At 65.7% G+C, this 18,204-nt stretch carries 14 protein-coding genes and 1 other RNA gene; 7 read left to right on the top strand and 8 right to left on the bottom strand.

What is annotated here, in order from left to right; genetic code table 11:
- Positions 1 to 260 precede the first annotated feature (260 nt).
- Positions 261 to 824, bottom strand: a complete 564-nt coding sequence (pyrE, locus tag XH84_RS17655) for an orotate phosphoribosyltransferase (RefSeq protein WP_018320808.1) — start codon at positions 822 to 824, stop codon at positions 261 to 263.
- Positions 825 to 1,008: 184 nt separating this feature from the next.
- Between pyrE and XH84_RS17650 the strand changes: the two genes are divergently transcribed.
- Positions 1,009 to 1,635: a glutathione S-transferase family protein gene (locus XH84_RS17650; protein ID WP_128922994.1), complete on the top strand. Its 627-nt coding sequence runs from the start codon at positions 1,009 to 1,011 to the stop codon at positions 1,633 to 1,635.
- 120 nt (positions 1,636 to 1,755) lie between these two features.
- Here the strand turns inward: XH84_RS17650 and XH84_RS17645 are convergent, their stop codons facing one another.
- The 3 genes from XH84_RS17645 to XH84_RS17635 all read right to left on the bottom strand — a co-directional run bounded on the left by XH84_RS17645 (position 1,756) and on the right by XH84_RS17635 (position 6,883).
- Entirely contained in the window at positions 1,756 to 2,391 is a 636-nt protein-coding gene (locus XH84_RS17645; RefSeq protein WP_128922995.1) for a LysE family translocator, read from the bottom strand.
- A gap of 147 nt (positions 2,392 to 2,538) precedes the next feature.
- Positions 2,539 to 5,628 carry a DNA polymerase I gene (gene polA / locus XH84_RS17640; RefSeq protein ID WP_128922996.1) on the bottom strand — a complete coding sequence of 1,030 codons (3,090 nt, stop codon included), beginning with the start codon at positions 5,626 to 5,628 and terminating at the stop codon, positions 2,539 to 2,541.
- 187 nt (positions 5,629 to 5,815) lie between these two features.
- Positions 5,816 to 6,883: an acyltransferase family protein gene (locus XH84_RS17635; protein ID WP_128922997.1), complete on the bottom strand. Its 1,068-nt coding sequence runs from the start codon at positions 6,881 to 6,883 to the stop codon at positions 5,816 to 5,818.
- A gap of 199 nt (positions 6,884 to 7,082) precedes the next feature.
- On the opposite strand from XH84_RS17635, the gene XH84_RS17630 reads away from it, so the two are divergent.
- The 4 genes from XH84_RS17630 (at position 7,083) to XH84_RS17610 (ending at position 13,368) form a co-directional block, all read left to right on the top strand.
- On the top strand, positions 7,083 to 8,399 hold the full coding sequence (locus XH84_RS17630; protein ID WP_128922998.1) for a UDP-glucose dehydrogenase family protein: 1,317 nt from the start codon (positions 7,083 to 7,085) through the stop codon (positions 8,397 to 8,399).
- A gap of 168 nt (positions 8,400 to 8,567) precedes the next feature.
- Entirely contained in the window at positions 8,568 to 11,042 is a 2,475-nt protein-coding gene (gene hrpB / locus XH84_RS17620) for an ATP-dependent helicase HrpB (protein WP_164936699.1), read from the top strand.
- 127 nt (positions 11,043 to 11,169) lie between these two features.
- Positions 11,170 to 11,682 carry a TIGR02281 family clan AA aspartic protease gene (locus XH84_RS17615; RefSeq protein WP_164936700.1) on the top strand — a complete coding sequence of 171 codons (513 nt, stop codon included), beginning with the start codon at positions 11,170 to 11,172 and terminating at the stop codon, positions 11,680 to 11,682.
- Positions 11,683 to 11,868: 186 nt separating this feature from the next.
- Positions 11,869 to 13,368, top strand: a complete 1,500-nt coding sequence (locus XH84_RS17610; protein ID WP_128923001.1) for a phosphomannomutase/phosphoglucomutase — start codon at positions 11,869 to 11,871, stop codon at positions 13,366 to 13,368.
- Between the two features lie 161 nt (positions 13,369 to 13,529).
- Here XH84_RS17610 and XH84_RS17605 read toward each other — a convergent pair whose 3' ends face one another.
- The 4 genes from XH84_RS17605 to XH84_RS17590 all read right to left on the bottom strand — a co-directional run bounded on the left by XH84_RS17605 (position 13,530) and on the right by XH84_RS17590 (position 16,435).
- A complete protein-coding gene (locus XH84_RS17605; protein ID WP_128923002.1) occupies positions 13,530 to 14,039 on the bottom strand; it encodes an Lrp/AsnC family transcriptional regulator in 510 nt (169 codons plus the stop codon).
- 70 nt (positions 14,040 to 14,109) lie between these two features.
- The gene (locus XH84_RS17600) at positions 14,110 to 15,060 is read right to left on the bottom strand and encodes a sugar kinase (protein ID WP_128923003.1); all 951 of its coding nucleotides are present in this window, start codon (positions 15,058 to 15,060) and stop codon (positions 14,110 to 14,112) included.
- A 6-nt stretch (positions 15,061 to 15,066) separates the two neighbouring features.
- The gene (gene nudC, locus XH84_RS17595) at positions 15,067 to 16,005 is read right to left on the bottom strand and encodes an NAD(+) diphosphatase (RefSeq protein WP_128923004.1); all 939 of its coding nucleotides are present in this window, start codon (positions 16,003 to 16,005) and stop codon (positions 15,067 to 15,069) included.
- A 10-nt stretch (positions 16,006 to 16,015) separates the two neighbouring features.
- The gene (locus XH84_RS17590) at positions 16,016 to 16,435 is read right to left on the bottom strand and encodes an HIT domain-containing protein (protein WP_128923005.1); all 420 of its coding nucleotides are present in this window, start codon (positions 16,433 to 16,435) and stop codon (positions 16,016 to 16,018) included.
- 230 nt (positions 16,436 to 16,665) lie between these two features.
- Here XH84_RS17590 and ffs point away from each other — a divergent pair.
- Together ffs and XH84_RS17580 are read left to right on the top strand one after the other, a co-directional pair.
- An RNA gene (gene ffs / locus XH84_RS17585) (signal recognition particle sRNA small type) lies at positions 16,666 to 16,762 on the top strand.
- A gap of 95 nt (positions 16,763 to 16,857) precedes the next feature.
- Positions 16,858 to 18,204, top strand: a 1,347-nt coding sequence (locus XH84_RS17580) for a DNA polymerase III subunit gamma/tau (RefSeq protein ID WP_128948492.1), incomplete at its 3' end; no start/stop codon positions are given.

Genomic DNA, 18,204 nt, shown 5'->3' with positions numbered 1-18,204 from the left:
ACTCCACCCGACGCTATCAAACCGACCGGGACCCCAGGGGATCTCAGCACATGATTCACCATAGAGCGCGATGGTAAATGAGCGGTTGAGGGAGAGTTGGTCTCGTGCCCCGGACGCAGCGCCGCGCTCCTTCAGCGGTGCGCTGCAGAGCCGGGGCCCCTGCCGATGGTGAGCAAGCTGGGTCCCGGTTCAGCGTCGCACCGTACCGGACGATGCTGCGCATCGCCGGAACGCTGCGCCGCGCCCGGGACACGAGAGCTCTAAGCCTTCAAGAACTCCGAGGCCTTGTACAGCGAGCGGAACGGCAGGCCGGCCGCGCCGAACGTGTCGGTGGCGCCTTCCTCGCGGTCGACCATGGTCAGCACCAGCACCACCTCGGCGCCGGTCTCGCGCACGGATTCCACCGCCTTCATCGCCGAGCCACCTGTCGTGGTGACGTCCTCGACGATCACGACGCGCTTGCCTGCCAGCGTCTCGCCCTTTGGCAGGCCCTCGATCGCGAGCTTCGCGCCGTGCTCTTTCGGCTTCTTGCGTACGAAGAATGCCGCGATCGGATGGCCCTTGATCCAGGAGATCTGCGCCAGCGCCCCGGCGAGCGGTACCGCGCCCATCTCGAGGCCGCCGATGAAATCGAGATTGTCGTCCTTCAACGCCTCGTAAGTGAGCTCGGCGAGTAGGGTCGCCCCCTCAGGGTCGAGCATGGTCGGCTTGAGGTTGAAGTAGAAATCGCTCTTGCGGCCCGACGCGAGCGTCACCTCGCCGCGGCCGAATGAGCGCCGGCGGATGATTTCGAACAGGCGGGCGCGGGAGGCGGATTTCGACACGGCGGTCCCTCGAACAGCTTTTTGGAGGAGGCGGAATTTATCCGCGACGGCTGCGACATTCCAGAGGGAGCGTCCCTCGTCAACAGGGATCGGCCATCCCGGGCCGCCGGTTGTGGGGCCGCAACCATCTGGAGTAGTTGAGAGCCCAGATCGGGCGCGACGCCTCCTCGGGAAGGAAATGGGAATGACCATCGAGCTGCACACCTGGAACACGCCGAACGGCCGCAAGATCTCGGTCGCGCTTGAGGAGATGGGGCTGCCCTACACGGTGATCCCGGTGAACATCACCAAGGGCGAGCAGATGGCGCCCGAGTTCCTGAAGCTGTCCCCGAACAACAAGATCCCCGCCATCGTCGACGCCGAAGGTCCGGACGGCAAGCCAATCAGCATCTTCGAATCCGGCGCGATCCTGCTCTATCTCGGTGAAAAGTCCGGCAAATTCCTGCCGAAATCGCTTTCCGCGCGTATCCCCGTCTACGAATGGCTGATGTGGCAGATGGGCGGCTTCGGCCCGATGCCCGGCCAGGTGCATCATTTTATCGCACTCGAGAACGAGCAGGACCGCGCCTACGGCCTGAAGCGCTACATGGCGGAGACGCGCCGGCTCTACGGCGTGCTCGACCGCCGACTGGCGGACCACGACTTCGTCGCCGGCGACCTCTCGATTGCCGATTTTGCCATCCTGGGCTGGGCCTGGCGCCACCCTCGCCACAAGGTTGATCTGGCCGACTTCCCCAACGTCAAGCGCTGGTATGAGGCCCTGATGGCTCGTCCGGCGGTGAAGCGGGGCATGGAGGCGAAGCTGGATTGAGCTGACGCTGTCGTCGCCCGGCTTGACCGGGCGACCTAGTATTCCAGAGACGGCGGTGATTCAGCCGAGAGGCTGCGGCGTACTGGATGCCCCGGTCAAGCCGGGGCATGACAGTGTGCCTCACACCTTCTTCGCTTCAACCGCCATCCGCACCGCGAGCCCGGCCAGCACGGTGCCCATCAGCCAGCGCTGCACCAGCATCCAGCTCGGCCGGTTCGCCAGGAACAGCGCGATTGATCCGGCGGCCAGCGCGATCATCGCGTTGACGCTGACGCTGATCGCGATCTGGATCGCCCCGAGCGCCACCGACTGCGTCAGCACGCTGCCCGTGGCGGGATCGATGAACTGCGGCAGCAGCGCCAGATACAGCATCGCGATCTTCGGATTGAGCAGGTTGGTGACGAAGCCCATCGCGAACAATTTGCGCGGGCTGTCGATGGCGAGCTTTCTGACCTGGAACGGCGAGCGCCCGCCCGGCTTCACCGCCTGCCAGGCGAGCCAGAGCAGATAGCCGGCGCCGGCAAAGCGCAGCGCGTCATAGGCAAAGGGAATGGCGAGCAGCAGCGCCGTGATGCCGAACGCCGCGCACAGCATGTAGAACACGAAGCCGAGCGCGACGCCGCCGAGCGAGACGATGCCCGCCGCCGGCCCCTGCGTGATCGAGCGCGAGATCAGATAGATCATGTTCGGCCCAGGCGTGAGCACGAGACCAAGGCAGACGAGGGCGAAGCCGAGCAGGGCGGAGGTGTGAGGCATGGGGTGACCGCTGCGGGAGATGCCGCGGTTCTAATATGCGGGACCTCGCGGAGCCATCGCGCAATTGCTCGGAGGACAATTCAGTATCTCGCCGCGCATTCGGTGCGCTCCCTCGCCCCGTTCTTACGGGGAGAGGTAAAGAAGAGCTCAGTGCGCCTCGTCCCAATTGTTCGCCGCGCGCGCATCCACGTGCAGCGGCACCGATAGCAGGACCGCCGGGAACGGCGCGTCCTGCATGACGTGCTGCACGACCGGCAGCGTCGCCTCGACCTCGGCGTCCGGCACCTCGAAGATCAATTCGTCGTGCACCTGCAGCAGCATCTGCGCCGACAGCTTCTTTGCGGCGAGCGCATCCTCCACCCGCGTCATGGCGCGGCGGATGATGTCGGCGGCGGTGCCCTGCAGGCGCGCGTTGATCGCGGCGCGCTCGTTGAAGGCGCGCACCGAGGCGTTGGAGGCCTTGATGTCGGGATAGTGGCATTTGCGGCCGAACAGCGTGGTGACGTAGCCGTGGCTGCGGCAGAAGTCGCGCGTCTCGTCCATGTAGGCGCGGATGCCGGGGAAGCGCTCGAAATATTTCTTGATGTAGGCCGAGGCTTCCTCGCGGGCGATGCCGAGCTGGTTGGCGAGGCCGAAGGCCGAGATGCCGTAGATGATGCCGAAATTGATCGCCTTGGCGCGACGGCGGATCTCACTCGGCATGCCCTTGATCGGCACGCCGAACATTTCGGAGGCAGTCATCGCGTGAATGTCGAGGCCGTCGCGGAAGGCCTGCTTCAGCACGGGAATGTCGGCGATCTCGGCGAGCAGCCTGAGTTCGATCTGCGAATAGTCGGCGGACACCAGCTTGTGCCCGGGCGTGGCGATGAAGGCGCGGCGGATCTTCCGGCCGTCCTCGGTGCGCACCGGGATGTTCTGCAAGTTCGGCTCGTTCGAGGACAGCCGGCCCGTCGTGGTCGCCGCCAGCGCGTAGGTGGTGTGCACGCGATGGGTCTGCGGGTTGACATAGGTCGGCAGCGCGTCGGTGTAGGTCGATTTCAGTTTCGAGACCTGGCGCCACTCCAGAATCTTCTTCGGGAAGTCGTGGCCCTGTTCGGCGAGCTCGTCCAGTACCTGCGCGGTGGTCGACCACGCGCCGGTCTTGGTCTTGGTGCCGCCTGACAGTCCCATCTTGCCGAACAGGATGTCGCCGATCTGCTTGGGGCTGCCGACATTGACCGGCTCGCCCGCGATCTCCTGGATCTCGGCCTCGACGCGCGCTGCGGTCTGGGCGAAGTCGCCGGACAGCCGCGACAGCACCTGGCGGTCGATCGAGATGCCGCGCCGCTCCATGCGCGCGAGCACCGACACCAGCGGCCGCTCCAGCGTTTCGTAGACGGTGGTCATGTGCTCGGCGACGAGGCGCGGCTTCAGCACGCGCCAGAGCCGCAAGGCGACGTCGGCGCCTTCGGCCGACAGCGCGGCGGCCTTGTCGATCGGCACCTGGTCGAAGGTGATCTTGCCCTTGCCGCTGCCGAGCAGCTCGCCCTCCTTCATCATGGCATGCCCGAACCAGCGCTCGGCGAGCTGCTCCAGCGCATGGGAGCCGCGGCCGGCATCGAGCACGTAGGAGATCAGGAGCGCATCGTCGATGTTGCGCAAGGTGACGCCGTGCTGCGCCAGCATGACGGCGGTGAACTTGACGTCGAAGCCGATCTTGAGGATTCCGGCCGATTCCAGCACCGGTCGCAGCGCCTCGATGGCATCCGCGTGCTTGACCTGATCGGGCGCGAGGCCCGTGTCGAACAGGCCGGCGCCGCTGCCAGACTGCTTGTGCGCCAGCGGCACGTAGCAGGCATCGTTCGGCGCCAGCGCCAGCGCAATGCCGCAGAAATCGGCCTGCATCGGGTCGATCGAATTCGCTCTCGTCTCGATCGCGACATGACCGGCATCATGGATGCGCGCGACGAAGGCGTTGAGTTCCCTCAGCGTCTTGATCGCCTGATACTTGCTGCGGTCGACCGGAAGCTTGCGCAGCGCCTCTTCACGCGCGGCGGCGAGCGAGATCGGCGCGCCTTTCGGGCTCGCAGCCTTGTCCTCCTTGCCAGCTGACTTGTTGGGCTGGCCAGGTGCGGCTTGCGCCGATGCGCCGGTCCCCGGTGCGGGCACGACGTCCGACGCTGGCAGCGGCGTGAACACGCTGGCGCCGCGGGCATAGCCGGGGTCGGCATCGACATTGGCCGGATCGATCTGCGAATATTCGGCCACGCGCCGCGTCAGCGTGGTGAACTCCATCGCCTTCAGGAAGGCGATCAGCTTGCGCGGGTCCGGCTCGTGGACGGCGAGGTCGTCGAGCGGCACGTCCAGCTCCACCTTGTCGTCGAGCAGCACGAGCTTGCGCGAGATCCGCGCCTTGTCCGCGTTCTCCAGCAGCGCCTCGCGCCGCTTGGGCTGCTTGATCTCGCCGGCACGGAACAGCAATTGGTCGAGGTCGCCATATTCGGTGATCAGCTGCGCCGCGGTCTTGACGCCGATACCGGGCACGCCGGGCACGTTGTCGGTGGAATCGCCGGCCAGCGCCTGCACCTCGACGACCTTGTTCGGCGGCACGCCGAACTTCTCGATCACTTCGGGGATGCCGATGCGGCGATCCTTCATGGTGTCGTACATGGTGACGCAATCGGTCACGAGCTGCATCAGGTCCTTGTCCGACGACACGATCGTCGCGCTCGCGCCGCGCTCGCAGGCCTGCCGCACATAGGTCGCGATGAGGTCGTCGGCCTCGAAGCCGGTCTGTTCCAGGCAGGGCAGGTCGAAGGCGCGCACCGCCTCGCGGATCAGGGCGAATTGCGGAATCAGGTCGTCAGGCGCCGGCGGCCGGTGTGCCTTGTATTCGGGATAGATCTTGTTGCGGAAGGTGATCTCCGACTTGTCGAAGATGATGGCGAGATGCGTCGGACGGTTGTCTTCCGGCATGTCGCGCAGCAGCTTCCACAGCATGTTGCAGAAGCCGAGCACGGCGTTGACCTGCAGCCCGTCGGACTTGCGGTTCAGCGGCGGCAGCGCGTGATAGGCGCGGAAGATGTAGGAGGAACCGTCGACCAGGAACACGTGGTCGCCCTTGCCGGCGGCCTTCGCTGCAACCGGTTTGGCAGCAGCTGGCGCGGCGGTTGCCTTGGCAGCAGGCTTGTTGTCGGCGGCTTTGGACGCGGCCTTGGTGTCGGCTTTGGCGGTGGTCTTCGGAGAGGTTTTGGGCATGGCCGCAATGTATGAATTTTTGCGGGCTTTGACAGCCTTGAGAGGGGGATTTTTGGCACGGTGGCGCCACTATCCCCACTGTCATTCCCGGCGAAGGCGGGGAATCCAGTACGCCGCGGCTTCTCGGCACAATCACTGGCGTCTCGGCGTACTGGGTCGCCCGGTCAAGCCGGGCGACGACAGCGAGCTACTCCGCCGCCTGCAACACCGGCCCCGCCTTCCTCGGCGCGATCCAGAACGCATCCGGCCGCTCGAACAGGAAGCGCGCGTTGAACAGCAAGGCGGCCTGCCAAATCAGCAGCGCCCCGATCACCCCGGCGATGGTGACGATCAGCGACACGGTGCCGATGTCGGCAATGACGCCCGTGCGCAGCAGCAGCGTCCGTGTCGCCGCCATCGGCAGGAAGAAGGCGAGATAGATCACGATCGAATGCTCGCCGCAGAAGCGCAAGGCGTTCATCCATTGGGCGCGTGCCAGCAGCGTGCCCATCGTGATGATCGCGCAGGCGCCGGCAAAGCCGAGCAGCAGCGAGACGAGCTTCCATTCGCTGGCCCCCACCATGACGAGGCCGGCATTGACCAGCGCCCAGGTCGCGAGCGATGCGAGCGCAAGCGCCGGATGCTTGCGCGCCCGATCCGACAGCGCGAACACGTAAGGCGCGAACAGATAGCCCGAATAGAAATAGACGAAGCGCGAGCAGAACTCGTCGATGACGGTCCAGCCGGTCGAGATGCGGACCGTCTCCAGCGCGGCGGCGACCAGCCAGATCGCGAGCGGCGGGACCTTGCGTGTCAATCTTGTGACGACGAAGAAGATCGGCAGCAGATAGATGAACCACAGCGTGCCGAACGGCTCGACGAAGGATTCCAGATACAGCAGGCCGACGTGATGCCAGCTCGTCTCCGCCGCGAAAGAAGGCGCCTTGAAGCCGAACTGGATCGTCACCCAGACGACATAGAAATAGGCGAAATGCACCACCTTGCGGTCGAGATAGGTCCGCCAGTCCCGGTCGATCACCAGCGCCAGGAACAGGCCCGAGATCAGGAAGAAGTCCGGCATCCGGAACGGCTTTGCGAAGGCGACGGCAACATGCATGAACCCGGTCTCGCCCGCGGCGAGCTCGACGCCCAGCACCGAATGCATCATCACGACCATGATGATGCAGATGCCTTTGGCGTAGTCGACCCAGTCGACACGGGCGGCGGAAGGGGCTTTGGTGCCTACGCTTCCTGCGATTGTGCCTGATGGTGCCATGGTGTCTCTTTTCGAGGCGTGTTCCGCCCGTCCTGTCCGGGTGTGGAGCAGTGTGGGGCCGCAGCGGTTTCCGACTTCTTTACCGTTCAATTCCCATGCCGCTTTTTTGCATGCGGACTGTTCCTTCCCCGCGGGAAAATGCTAAACCGCCCCGCGTCGGGGTTTCGTTTTCGTTAACCAATCTAGAACAGGGATTTCCATGCGTATCGCGATGATCGGCACGGGCTATGTGGGACTGGTGTCCGGAGCCTGCTTTGCTGATTTCGGTCACGACGTCACCTGCGTCGACAAGGACGAGAAGAAGATCGCGGCGCTTCACCGCGGCGAGATCCCGATCTACGAGCCCGGGCTCGACGAGCTGGTCGCGACCAACGTCAGGGCGAAGCGGCTCGACTTCACCACCGACCTCTCCAAGCCGGTCGCCGACGCCGATGCCGTCTTCATCGCGGTCGGCACGCCTTCGCGCCGCGGCGACGGCCACGCCGATCTGTCCTACGTCTACGCCGCCGCGAAAGAGATCGCGCAGTCGCTTTCCGGCTTCACCGTCGTGGTGACGAAGTCGACCGTGCCTGTGGGCACCGGCGACGAGGTCGAGCGCATCATCCGCGAGACCAATCCCAACGCCGACGTCGTGGTCGCCTCGAACCCCGAGTTCCTGCGCGAGGGCGCGGCGATCCGCGACTTCAAGTTTCCCGATCGCGTCGTGGTCGGCACCTCCGACGAGCGCGGCCGCAAGGTGATGGGCGACATCTACCGGCCGCTGTCGCTGAATCAGGCGCCGCTGATGTTCACGGAACGTCGCACCGCCGAGATGATCAAATACGCGGCAAATGCCTTCCTGGCGACCAAGATCACCTTCATCAACGAGATCGCCGATCTCTCCGAGAAAGCCGGCGCCAACGTGCAGGAGGTCGCGCGCGGCATTGGCCTGGACAACCGCATCGGCACCAAGTTCCTGCATGCCGGTCCCGGCTTCGGTGGCTCGTGCTTCCCGAAGGACACCAAGGCGCTGATCAAGATCGCGCAGGACTACGACGTGTCCTTGCGCATCGTCGAATCCGTGTTGGCCGTGAACGAAAACCGCAAGCGCGCGATGGCACGCAAGGTGAGCCAGGCCCTCGGCGGCTCGCTGCGCGGCAAGGCCATCGCGGTGCTCGGCCTCACCTTCAAGCCCGACACCGACGACATGCGCGATGCGCCGTCGATCCCGCTGGTGACCGGGCTGATCGACATGGGCGCGAAGGTCAAGGCGTTCGACCCCGTCGGCATGGAGCAGGCCAAGGGCGAGCTGCCTGACATCACCTATTGCGAGGACGCCTATTCCTGCGCGCAAGGTGCCGATGCGCTCGTCATCGTCACCGAATGGGTGCAGTTCCGCGCGCTCGATCTTGACCGGCTGAAAAGCGTCATGGCGCAGCCCGTCGTCGTCGACTTGCGCAATATCTACCGCCCCGAGGAGATGGCTGCCGCCGGCTTCGTGTACGAGAGCATCGGTCGTCCGCCGGTGCAGGGCTGATCGTAACACATTCTTCTTGAACGAAGCCGTCATGGCCGGGCTTGTCCCGGCCATCCACGTCTTGTTCACTGCCAGATGAAAGAACGTGGATGCACGGGCCTTCGCCCCGCCGAAGCGACTTCGGCCGCGCAGGCGGGACAAGGCCGGGCATGACGACGGGATGATTCCTTGCCCCGCAGTTTCGACACGCCCCTCCCGATCGATGCCGTGCTCGAGGAGCTCTCGCGCACGCTGGAGACCAATAATGCCGCCGTGCTGGTGGCGCCGCCCGGCGCCGGCAAGACCACACGCGTGCCGCTGGCCTTGCTCGATGCGCCCTGGGCGAAGGATAAGAAGATCATCGTGCTGGAGCCGCGCCGTATCGCGGCGCGCGCCAGCGCCGACCGCATGGCCAAATCGCTGGGCGAACGCGCTGGAGAGACCGTCGGCTATCGCGTCCGCTTCGGCTCGAAGATCTCGCGCGCCACGCGGATCGAGGTGGTGACCGAGGGCATCTTCACCCGCCAGATCCTCGACGATCCCGAACTGTCCGGCATTGCCGCCATCCTGTTCGACGAATTCCACGAGCGCTCGCTCGATGCCGATCTCGGCCTCGCGCTGGCGCGTGACGCGCAAACCGGCCTGCGCGAGGATCTGCGCATCCTCGTGATGTCGGCGACGCTCGACGGCGCGCGCGTGGCAAAGCTGCTCGGGGAGGCGCCCGTCGTCGCAAGCGAGGGCCGCGCCTTCCCGGTCGAGACGCGCTATCTCGGCCGCAAGATGGACGCGCCGGTGGAGCGGCAGATGGCGGATGCGATTGCTTCTGCGCTGCGCGCCGACAGCGGCTCGGTGCTGGCATTCCTGCCGGGCGCCGCCGAAATTCGCCGCACCCAGAATTTTCTCAGTGAGCGCGTGCAGGACGCTTCGATCGAGATCGTGCCGCTGTTCGGCGCGCTCGATGCCGCCGTGCAGGACCGCGCCATTGCACCGGCTCCGAAGGGCTGGCGAAAAGTGGTGCTGGCCACATCGATCGCGGAGACCTCGCTGACGATCGAAGGTGTCCGCATCGTAGTCGATTCCGGGCTCGCTCGCGTGCCGCGCTACGAGCCCGACATCGGCCTGACTCGACTCGAGACCGTGCGTGCCTCACGCGCGGCGGTGGACCAGCGCCGAGGTCGCGCTGGTCGCACCGAGCCGGGGGTCTGCTATCGGCTCTGGGACGAGCCGCAGACGACCTCGCTGGCGCCCTACACCCAGCCGGAAATCCTCAGCGCGGATCTGTCATCGCTGGTGCTCGATCTCGCGCAATGGGGCGTCAGCGACCCCACCGCGCTGTCGTTCCTCGACCCGCCGCCTGCGCCGGCCTGGAAGGAAGCCAAGAGCCTTCTCGCCGAGCTCAATGCACTCGATGGCGACGGCCGCATCACCGCAGAGGGAAAAAGCCTGCGCGCGCTGGCGCTGCCGCCGCGGCTGGCGCGCATGATCGTGGATTCGCATCGTGCCGGCGAGGGCGAGGCCGCCGCTGAGATCGCGGCCATTATCACCGAACGCGGCCTTGGCGGCGACAGCGTCGATCTCGAGCATCGGCGCGACCAGTTTCGCCGTGACCGCTCGCCGCGCGCTGCGAGCGCGCGCGACCTGGCGCGGCGCTGGGCATCGCAGGTGGCGGCCTCGGAGAAGGCCGGGCCGCAGGAGGATCTCTCAACCGGTTTGATGCTCGCTTATGCGTTCCCGGACCGCGTCGCGCGCAATCGCGGCAATGGCAGCTTTGTGCTTGCCAATGGCCGGGGCGCCGCCGTCGAGCAGACCTCCTCGCTCGCCCGCGCGCCCTATATCGCGATCGGCGAGATGACGGGCACGGCCGCGAGCGGCCGCATCCTGCTCGCCGCGCAAATCACCGAGGACGAGATCGAGCGGCATCTTGCCGAGCACATCGAGACCGTCGACGAGATTTCGTTCGATCGCGGCGCGATGGCGCTGCGCGCGCGGCGCAGGCGCGCGCTCCATGCCATCACGCTGTCGGAAGCCACCCTCGCACTGTCGCCGTCCGAGGACACCGCGCGCATTCTCGCCGATGGATTGATCGCTGCCGGTCTCGACCGGCTGCCGTGGTCGAAGGCGGCCAAGCAATGGCGCGACCGCGTGATGTTCTTGCGCAAGGCCGAGGGCGACAGCTGGCCCGACCTGTCGGATGACGGGCTGATCGCGCGGCGCGACGATTGGCTGGTGCCGGCGCTCTACGACAAGATCGCGCTGAAGGAGATCTCCCCCGGCGATCTTTCCGATGCGCTGATGGCGCTGCTGCCTTGGGAGATGCGCGCGCGGCTCGACCGCGAGGCGCCGACGCATTTCGAGGCGCCGACCGGAAGCGTGCTCGCGATCGACTACGAGGCCGAGCAGGGGCCGACCATCGCGGTGCGGCTGCAGGAATTGTTCGGTCTCAACACCCATCCCTCGATCGCCGCCGGCAAGGTGCCGCTGGTGCTGGAGCTGCTATCGCCGGCACAGCGCCCGGTGCAGGTGACGCGTGATCTCCCAGGCTTCTGGCGCGGCAGCTACAGCGCGGTGCGCTCCGACCTGCGCGGCCGCTACCCGCGCCATCCCTGGCCGGACGATCCGGCGAGCGCCGTGCCAACCCGGCGGGCGAAGCCGCGCGGGACGTGAGAAACGCGCCAGCCCATTAACCGTCCGCTCATCCTTTTCATCAAAATGACACGGGCTCCGGCGTGGCTCCGCTCGCGGACGGGCGTCTCGCGTGGTGAAATCGAGCTTTCGGCTCGGAAGTGGTGTGATGCGTAACATAATGATTATCGCAGCCGTCATGATCGGCCTCGGCACCTTCATGGCGCAGATGGCGGACAAGATGAGTTCGGCTTCCGCCACGTCAGCGCCGCGCACGACGGTCGCCGTTGCGGCGACCGCGCCGGCCGGGGGCCGCAGCCTCGCCATTTCCCGCGATGGCCGTGGCCATTTCCAGACCGAGGGCCGGATCGATGGCCAGCGCATCGGCTTCATGGTCGACACCGGCGCGTCCGTGGTTGCGCTGAATGAGAGCTCGGCGGCCCGCTTCGGCCTGCGTCCCTCGCGCAGCGAATACAACGCCACCGTCTCCACCGCCAACGGCACCATCAAGGCCGCGCGCACCCGCATCGCCATGCTCGATGTCGGCGGCCTCATCGTGCGCGACGTCGATGCCATGGTGCTGCCCGACGCGGCATTGTCGGAGAACCTGCTCGGCCTCTCCTTCCTGTCCCGCCTGAAGCGCTTCGAATATTCCAACGGCCAGATGGTGTTGGAGCAATAGGCAGAGCCTGTTGCGATCAGCGGCAATTCATTCCAAAGACATCTCTTTGCCTCGACCGCCCTCGCGGTAACGTTTCTTCGTTACCAAACTGCCGCAATTATCGGCCATAAGCCTGCATTCCCGCCTTCCGCTGTGGCCTGGCATTCGCTAAGGCTGCATCTGCCCCCCATTTACGAGACCGTCTCAATGTTCCCGAAGCCGAAATCCGTATTGCTGCCCAACACCTACGCCTTCGAATCCGAGCCGATGGTGAAACCGACGGGCTTTCGTGAATACGACGCGCGCTGGTTGTTCCAGAAGGAAATCAACCTGATGGGTGTGCAGGCGCTCGGCATGGGGCTGGGCGCGTTGATCGCCGAGCTCGGCGTCAAGCAGGAGATCGTCACCGGCCACGATTTCCGCGGCTATTCGGCCTCGATCAAATACGCGCTGATCTCCGGCCTGATGGCCGCGGGCTGCAAGGTGCACGACATCGGGCTCGCGGTGACGCCGATGGCCTATTTCGCGCAGTTCGATCTCGACGTGCCCTGCGTCGCCATGGTCACGGCCTCGCACAACGACAACGGCTGGACCGGCGTGAAGATGGGCGCCAACCGTCCGCTCACCTTCGGCCCCGACGAGATGACTCGGCTGAAGGAGATCGTGCTCAATGCCGAATTCAAGAACAAGGCGGGCGGCTCCTACCAATTCCACGAGAATTATCCGGCGCGCTACATCGCCGATCTCACCTCCCGTCCGAGGCTGACGCGCAAGCTGAAAGTGGTCGCGGCCTGCGGCAACGGCACCGCCGGCGCGTTCGCGCCGCAGGTACTGGAGGCGATCGGCTGCGAGGTGATTCCGCTCGACACCGAGCTCGATCACACCTTCCCGAAATACAATCCGAATCCGGAAGACATGGAGATGCTGCACGCGATCCGCGATGCGGTGCTGCACCACAAGGCCGATGTCGGCCTCGGCTTCGACGGCGACGGCGACCGCTGCGGCGTCGTCGACAATACTGGCGAGGAGATCTTCGCCGACAAGGTCGGCGTGATGCTGGCACGCGACATGTCGGCGATCCATAAGGATGCGCAGTTCGTCGTCGACGTAAAATCGACCGGCCTGTTCGTCACCGATCCCGTGCTGCAGAGGCAGGGCGCCAAGGTCGCCTATTGGAAGACCGGCCATTCCTACATGAAGCGCCGCACCAACGAGATGGGCGCGCTCGCCGGTTTCGAGAAGTCGGGCCATTTCTTCTTCAACAAGCCGTTCGGCCGCGGCTATGACGACGGCCTTGTCTCGGCGATCGCGATCTGCGACATGCTCGACCGCGCGCCGGGCAAGTCGATGGCGGATCTGAAGGAGGCGCTGCCAAAGACCTGGTCGTCGCCGACCATGTCGCCGCATTGCGCCGACGAGACCAAGTACGGCGTCATCGACAAGGTGGTGAAGCACTTCGAAGGCCTGCAGGCCAAGGGTGCGAAGATCAGCGGCCAGGCGATCCGCGATCTCGTCACCGTCAACGGCGTCCGCATCACGGTGGAGGACGGCAGCTGGGGTCTGGTGCGCGCCTCCTCCAACAAGCCCGAGCTTGTCGTGGTGGTGGAGAGCCCGGTCTCGGAACAGCGCATGCACGACATGTTCGAGATGGTGAACAGCGTGCTGCGCAACCATCCCGAAGTCGGCGAGTACAATCAGAAGATTTGAGGAGTGTCAGGGGAGCACAACACCGCCGTAAAACTCCGCCGTCATGCCCCGGCTTGACCGGGGCATCCAGTACGCCGCGGCTTCTCGGCTCGATCACTGACGTCTCTGGAATACTGGATCGCCCGGTTAAACCGGGCGATGACACCTTTCGTGCGGTGAGCCTACGCCGCCACCACCGCCGGGATTGGCAGCGCCGTCACCGACTTGATCTTCTCCATCGCGAAGCGCGAGGTGACGTTCTTCAGCGGCACGGCGCTGATCAGCTTCTTGTAGAACACGTCATAGGCCTGCATGTCCGCGACCACGACGCGCAACATGTAATCGACGTCGCCGGCCATGCGATAGAACTCCATCACCTCGGGCATGGCGCTGACGGCTTCGGCGAATTTTTTCAGCCAGGCGTCGGAATGGTCGGAGCTTTCGACCGACACGAACACGGAGATGCCGAGCCCGATCTTGTTCTGGTCGACGAGGGCGACCCGCTTGAGGATCACGCCATCGGCCTCCAGGCGCTGGATGCGCTTCCAGCAGGGGGTCGAGGACAGGCCGACGCGGTCGCCGATCTCGGCGACGGACAGCGAGGCATCCTCCTGCAGCACCATCAGGATCTTACGGTCGATGGCATCGAGGCGGCGGCTGGTCTCGGGAGGTTGGACAGCAAGGTCGGTCATTTGAAGAACTTTGTTCCATTTCAGGGTTCTATTTCCCTGATATAGAGAAAATATTTCTATAGCAAGCTCATTATCGCGGCTCAATGCCGGCCGGCGCTATTCGGACGTCGCGTAAAAGCTCTTCAACTTCAACGCGTTGCGGGGCGGCTTGGCCGCCGCCATGGCGGGTGCATTTCAGCGCTGCGGTGGCCGCGGCGAATCGCAGCGCCTCCCGTACCCCTTCGACCTCGGCGAGGCGAAGCGCGAAAGCGCCATGGAAGACGTCGCCGGCGCCAAGCGTATCGACCGCCTCGACCGGAAAGGCCGCGGTCTCCTCCAGCTCGCCCGTCTCGTTCAGCCAGATCGTGCCATTCGGGCCGCGGGTGGCCGCGAGAAAGGCGGGCGTCAGCACGGCCAAGCGCCTCAAGGCCTCGCCGTCGTCGGCAATGCCAGCGGTCTCCTGCACCTGCTCGCTGGCGAACAGCAGGTGCGATGCCGCCGTCAGCAGGCCGTCCTGCAACGACATCGCACGGTCGACGCCGACGATGACGGGAATGCCGCGCCGGCGTGCCTCGGCGCAAAGGTCCACGCAGAACGATGCGCAGCGGCTTTCGACCAGAACCGCGCGGCAGTCCGCAAGCAGGTCGTCGGCGTCGGGTAGCCTGATCGTCCACAGACCGGGATCGCGATAGATCGTCAGCGTCCGCTCACCTGTCGCGTCGATCATGATCGCGGAAACCGGCGTGGTCACATCGGGCATGCGCACGATGTGCGTGGTGTCGATGCCCTCCTGCGCCATCTGCGCGAGAATGAAGCCGCTCGACATCTCCCGCGCATCGCCCATGGGGCCCGCGAACGCGACACGGCCGCCAAGCCGTGCAATGGCGATTGCGGCATTGAGCGCGTTGCCGCCGCAGATCTCGGCGAGATGCGTGGCGTTGGCCTTGCTGCCGCGCGCGGGGACGGCCTCGACCCGAAAGGTGAGGTCGCGCACGGGAATGCCGATGCAGAGGATGCGCGGCGCGGCCTTAAGGTGCGCCATCGGTGGTCAGCTCTTGTCGTGGACCCAGCGGCCGAGCAGGTGATGGGCGATGGCGAAGGGATGCGGGCCGGCGAGCCCGTCCGGATGCGTCCGTGTCAGCATCAGGGCGGCCTCCTCGCGCGTGAACCAGCGCGCGTCTTCCAGCTCCATGCGATCGACGACGATGTCCTCGCTCACGGCCCGCGCGCTGCAGCCGATCATCAGCGACGATGGATAGGGCCAGGGCTGGGTCATGTAATATTGCACGTCGGTGCAGCGAATGCCGGATTCTTCCAGAATCTCGCGGCGCACCGCGTCCTCGATGGTCTCGGCGGCCTCGACGAAGCCGGCGAGGCACGAATACATCCCTGCCGGAAACTGCTTCTGGCGGCCGAGCAGGCACTTGTCGCCGGAGGCGACCAGCATGATCACGACCGGATCGGTGCGCGGAAAATGCTCGGCCTTGCAAGCCGGACAGTCGCGCTTCCAGCCGCCTTCCTTCATCGCGCTGCGCGTGCCGCAATTGGCGCAATAGCCGTGGCGCTGGTGCCAGCTCACCATCGATTTCGCCATCGCGATCGCCGAGAGCTGGTCGGGAGGGATCGCGCCCTGCATCGCCATGCCGCGCAGCTCCGTCAATGTGTAGTCCTCGCGCCCCACCAGCTTCTCGGCGGCGGCCTGCGACAGGCCCATGCCGAACATCGCGGCGCCGTCGCGCAGGCCGAGGAAGATCGTGCCGGGATTGGCGCCGCACTTCAGCGCCTCGTCGATCGCGAGCAGCGCGCGCACCTTGTCGCCCTCGCGCTTCACCAGCAGCGAGTCGCGATAGACGACATAGGCGCGCGAGCTCGGCTTCTGCTCCATCGCGAACAGCTTCTCGTCGTCGCGCCGCAGATGCGCGGCGCGATCGAGGATGTTGGTGACGAAGGCCGGCTGCCCCAGCGGAAATGCGTCGAATGCTGACATTATCGTTCTTTCAACCCAACCAGATCTTGCGGCGAAGCACGCTGATGAAATTCTGAACCTCTGCGGCGTCGTGCGCCAATGGCGGCATTACGCCCCAGACCGGCCGCGGCCAGGCGGCGTCACTGGTGCGGCGCGCGATGATGTGGACGTGAAGCTGCGGCACGAGGTTGCCGAGCGCCGCGATATTGAGCTTGTCGCATTTGGTGATCTCCTTCAGCGCGCGCGAGACGCGGGAGATCTCGGTCATCAGCTGCGCCTGCTGCACCTCGTCGAGATCGATGATCTCGACCGTATCGGGCCGCCGCGGCACCAGCAGCAGCCAGGGGTAATGCGCGTCCTTGATGACCAGGACCTTGGACAGCGGCAAATCGCCGATATCGATGGTGTCCTCTTTCAGGCGGGAGTGCAGCGACCAGGCGGGTTCGGGCATGAAGGCTTCTCTGGATTGATTCTTACCGTCGCAGAGACCACGCCCCCAGACAACATGCGTATGCGTCGTGGTCCGTATGCGCTAGGTCGGGTAAACCACGCGCTTCCGTCGCTGAGAAACAGGCCCGAAGGGGCGGAGCGGAGCGGTTCGGGCCGGAAGCCCCCAGCGGCCGTGGGAACAGCCCCAGACCCCGCTTGCTTTCCGCCCCTTTTGGCCCCAAATAGGGATCGGGAGATTGGCGGTGGACGAGCCACTCGCCAACCGGGTCAGGTCCGGAAGGAAGCAGCCCTAACGAGGTCCGGATCGGGTCGCTCGTCAGTCTCCTACCTGTTTTTCGAGCGAACCAGCGCCGGCGGCACCTGCCGCCAGCGCGCTCCTTTCCGCAAAAGCCGGCCAAGAGACATTTCATTGCGGATCGACCGATGACCGACGCTGGCGCCCCTCCCAATCCCGACAGCGCCGGCCCGGCCGGCAACGCGCCTTACCGGGTGCTGGCGCGCAAATACCGTCCCTCCTCATTCGACGATCTGATCGGCCAGGAGGCCGTGGTCCGAACCGTCTCCAATGCGTTCGAAACCGGGCGCATTCCGCAGGCCTGGATCCTCACCGGCGTCCGCGGTGTCGGCAAGACCACCACCGCGCGCATCCTGGCCCGTGCGCTCAACTACGAGATGCCGGATGGCTCGGTGAAGGGCCCGACCATCCACATGCCGTCCCTGGGCGTGCATTGCCAGGCGATCATGGAAAGCCGGCACATGGACGTGCTGGAGATGGACGCGGCCTCGCATACCGGCGTCGACGACGTCCGCCAGATCAACGACAGCGTGCGCTATGCGCCGGCCAGCGCGCGCTACAAGGTCTACATCATCGACGAAGTCCACATGCTGTCGACGGCGGCGTTCAACGCCTTCCTGAAGACGCTCGAGGAGCCGCCGGAGCACGCCAAATTCGTGTTCGCGACCACTGAGATCCGCAAGGTTCCGGTCACGGTGCTGTCGCGCTGCCAGCGGTTTGATCTTCGCCGCGTCGAGGCCGACGTGCTGATGAAGCACCTCGCCAATATCGCGGCGAAGGAAAACGTCGAGATCGAGCCGGAGGCGCTCGGCATCGTCGCGCGCGCCGCCGAAGGCTCGGTGCGCGATTCGCTGTCGTTGCTGGACCAGGCGATCGCGCATGCGGCGGGCACTGTGAAGGCCGACGCCGTCAGGCAGATGCTGGGTCTTGCCGACCGCACCCGCGTCATCGACCTCTTCGATTCGCTGGCGCGCGGCGACATCGCGGCGGCTTTCAAGGAGTTCCGCGACCAGTACGATGTCGGCGCCGACCCGATCGTGGTGCTCTCGGATCTGGCCGAGTTCGTCAATTTCGTCACCCGCGTGAAGATCGTGCCGGCGACTGCCGACAACGTCGCCTATGGCGAGACAGAGCGCGTGCGCGCGAGGGAATTCGCCTCGAAGATCTCGATGCGCGTGCTGTCGCGGATGTGGCAGATGCTGCTCAAGGGCATCACCGAGGTGCAGGCCGCGACGCGCCCCGCAGCGGCCGCCGAGATGGTGCTGGTGCGCATCGCCTATGTCGCCGACCTGCCGACGCCGGACGAAGCGATCAGGATGCTGGAGCAGAACGGGGGCGGATCGCCGGTCGTGAGCGGCGGCGGAGCTGCGCGCAGCAGCGTGCCGGCCGCCCCGGTGGCCTCCGCCGCGCCGGTGTCGGCTGCGCCCGTGCGCATGCCGACATCGCCGCCGACCGCGTTCGGCGGCGGCGCCCGG

This window comes from Bradyrhizobium nanningense (assembly GCF_004114535.1).
GTDB classification, from domain to species: domain Bacteria; phylum Pseudomonadota; class Alphaproteobacteria; order Rhizobiales; family Xanthobacteraceae; genus Bradyrhizobium; species Bradyrhizobium nanningense.
Note: the sequence above shows the minus strand (reverse complement) of the source record. Positions and strands in the feature narration are given on the sequence as shown.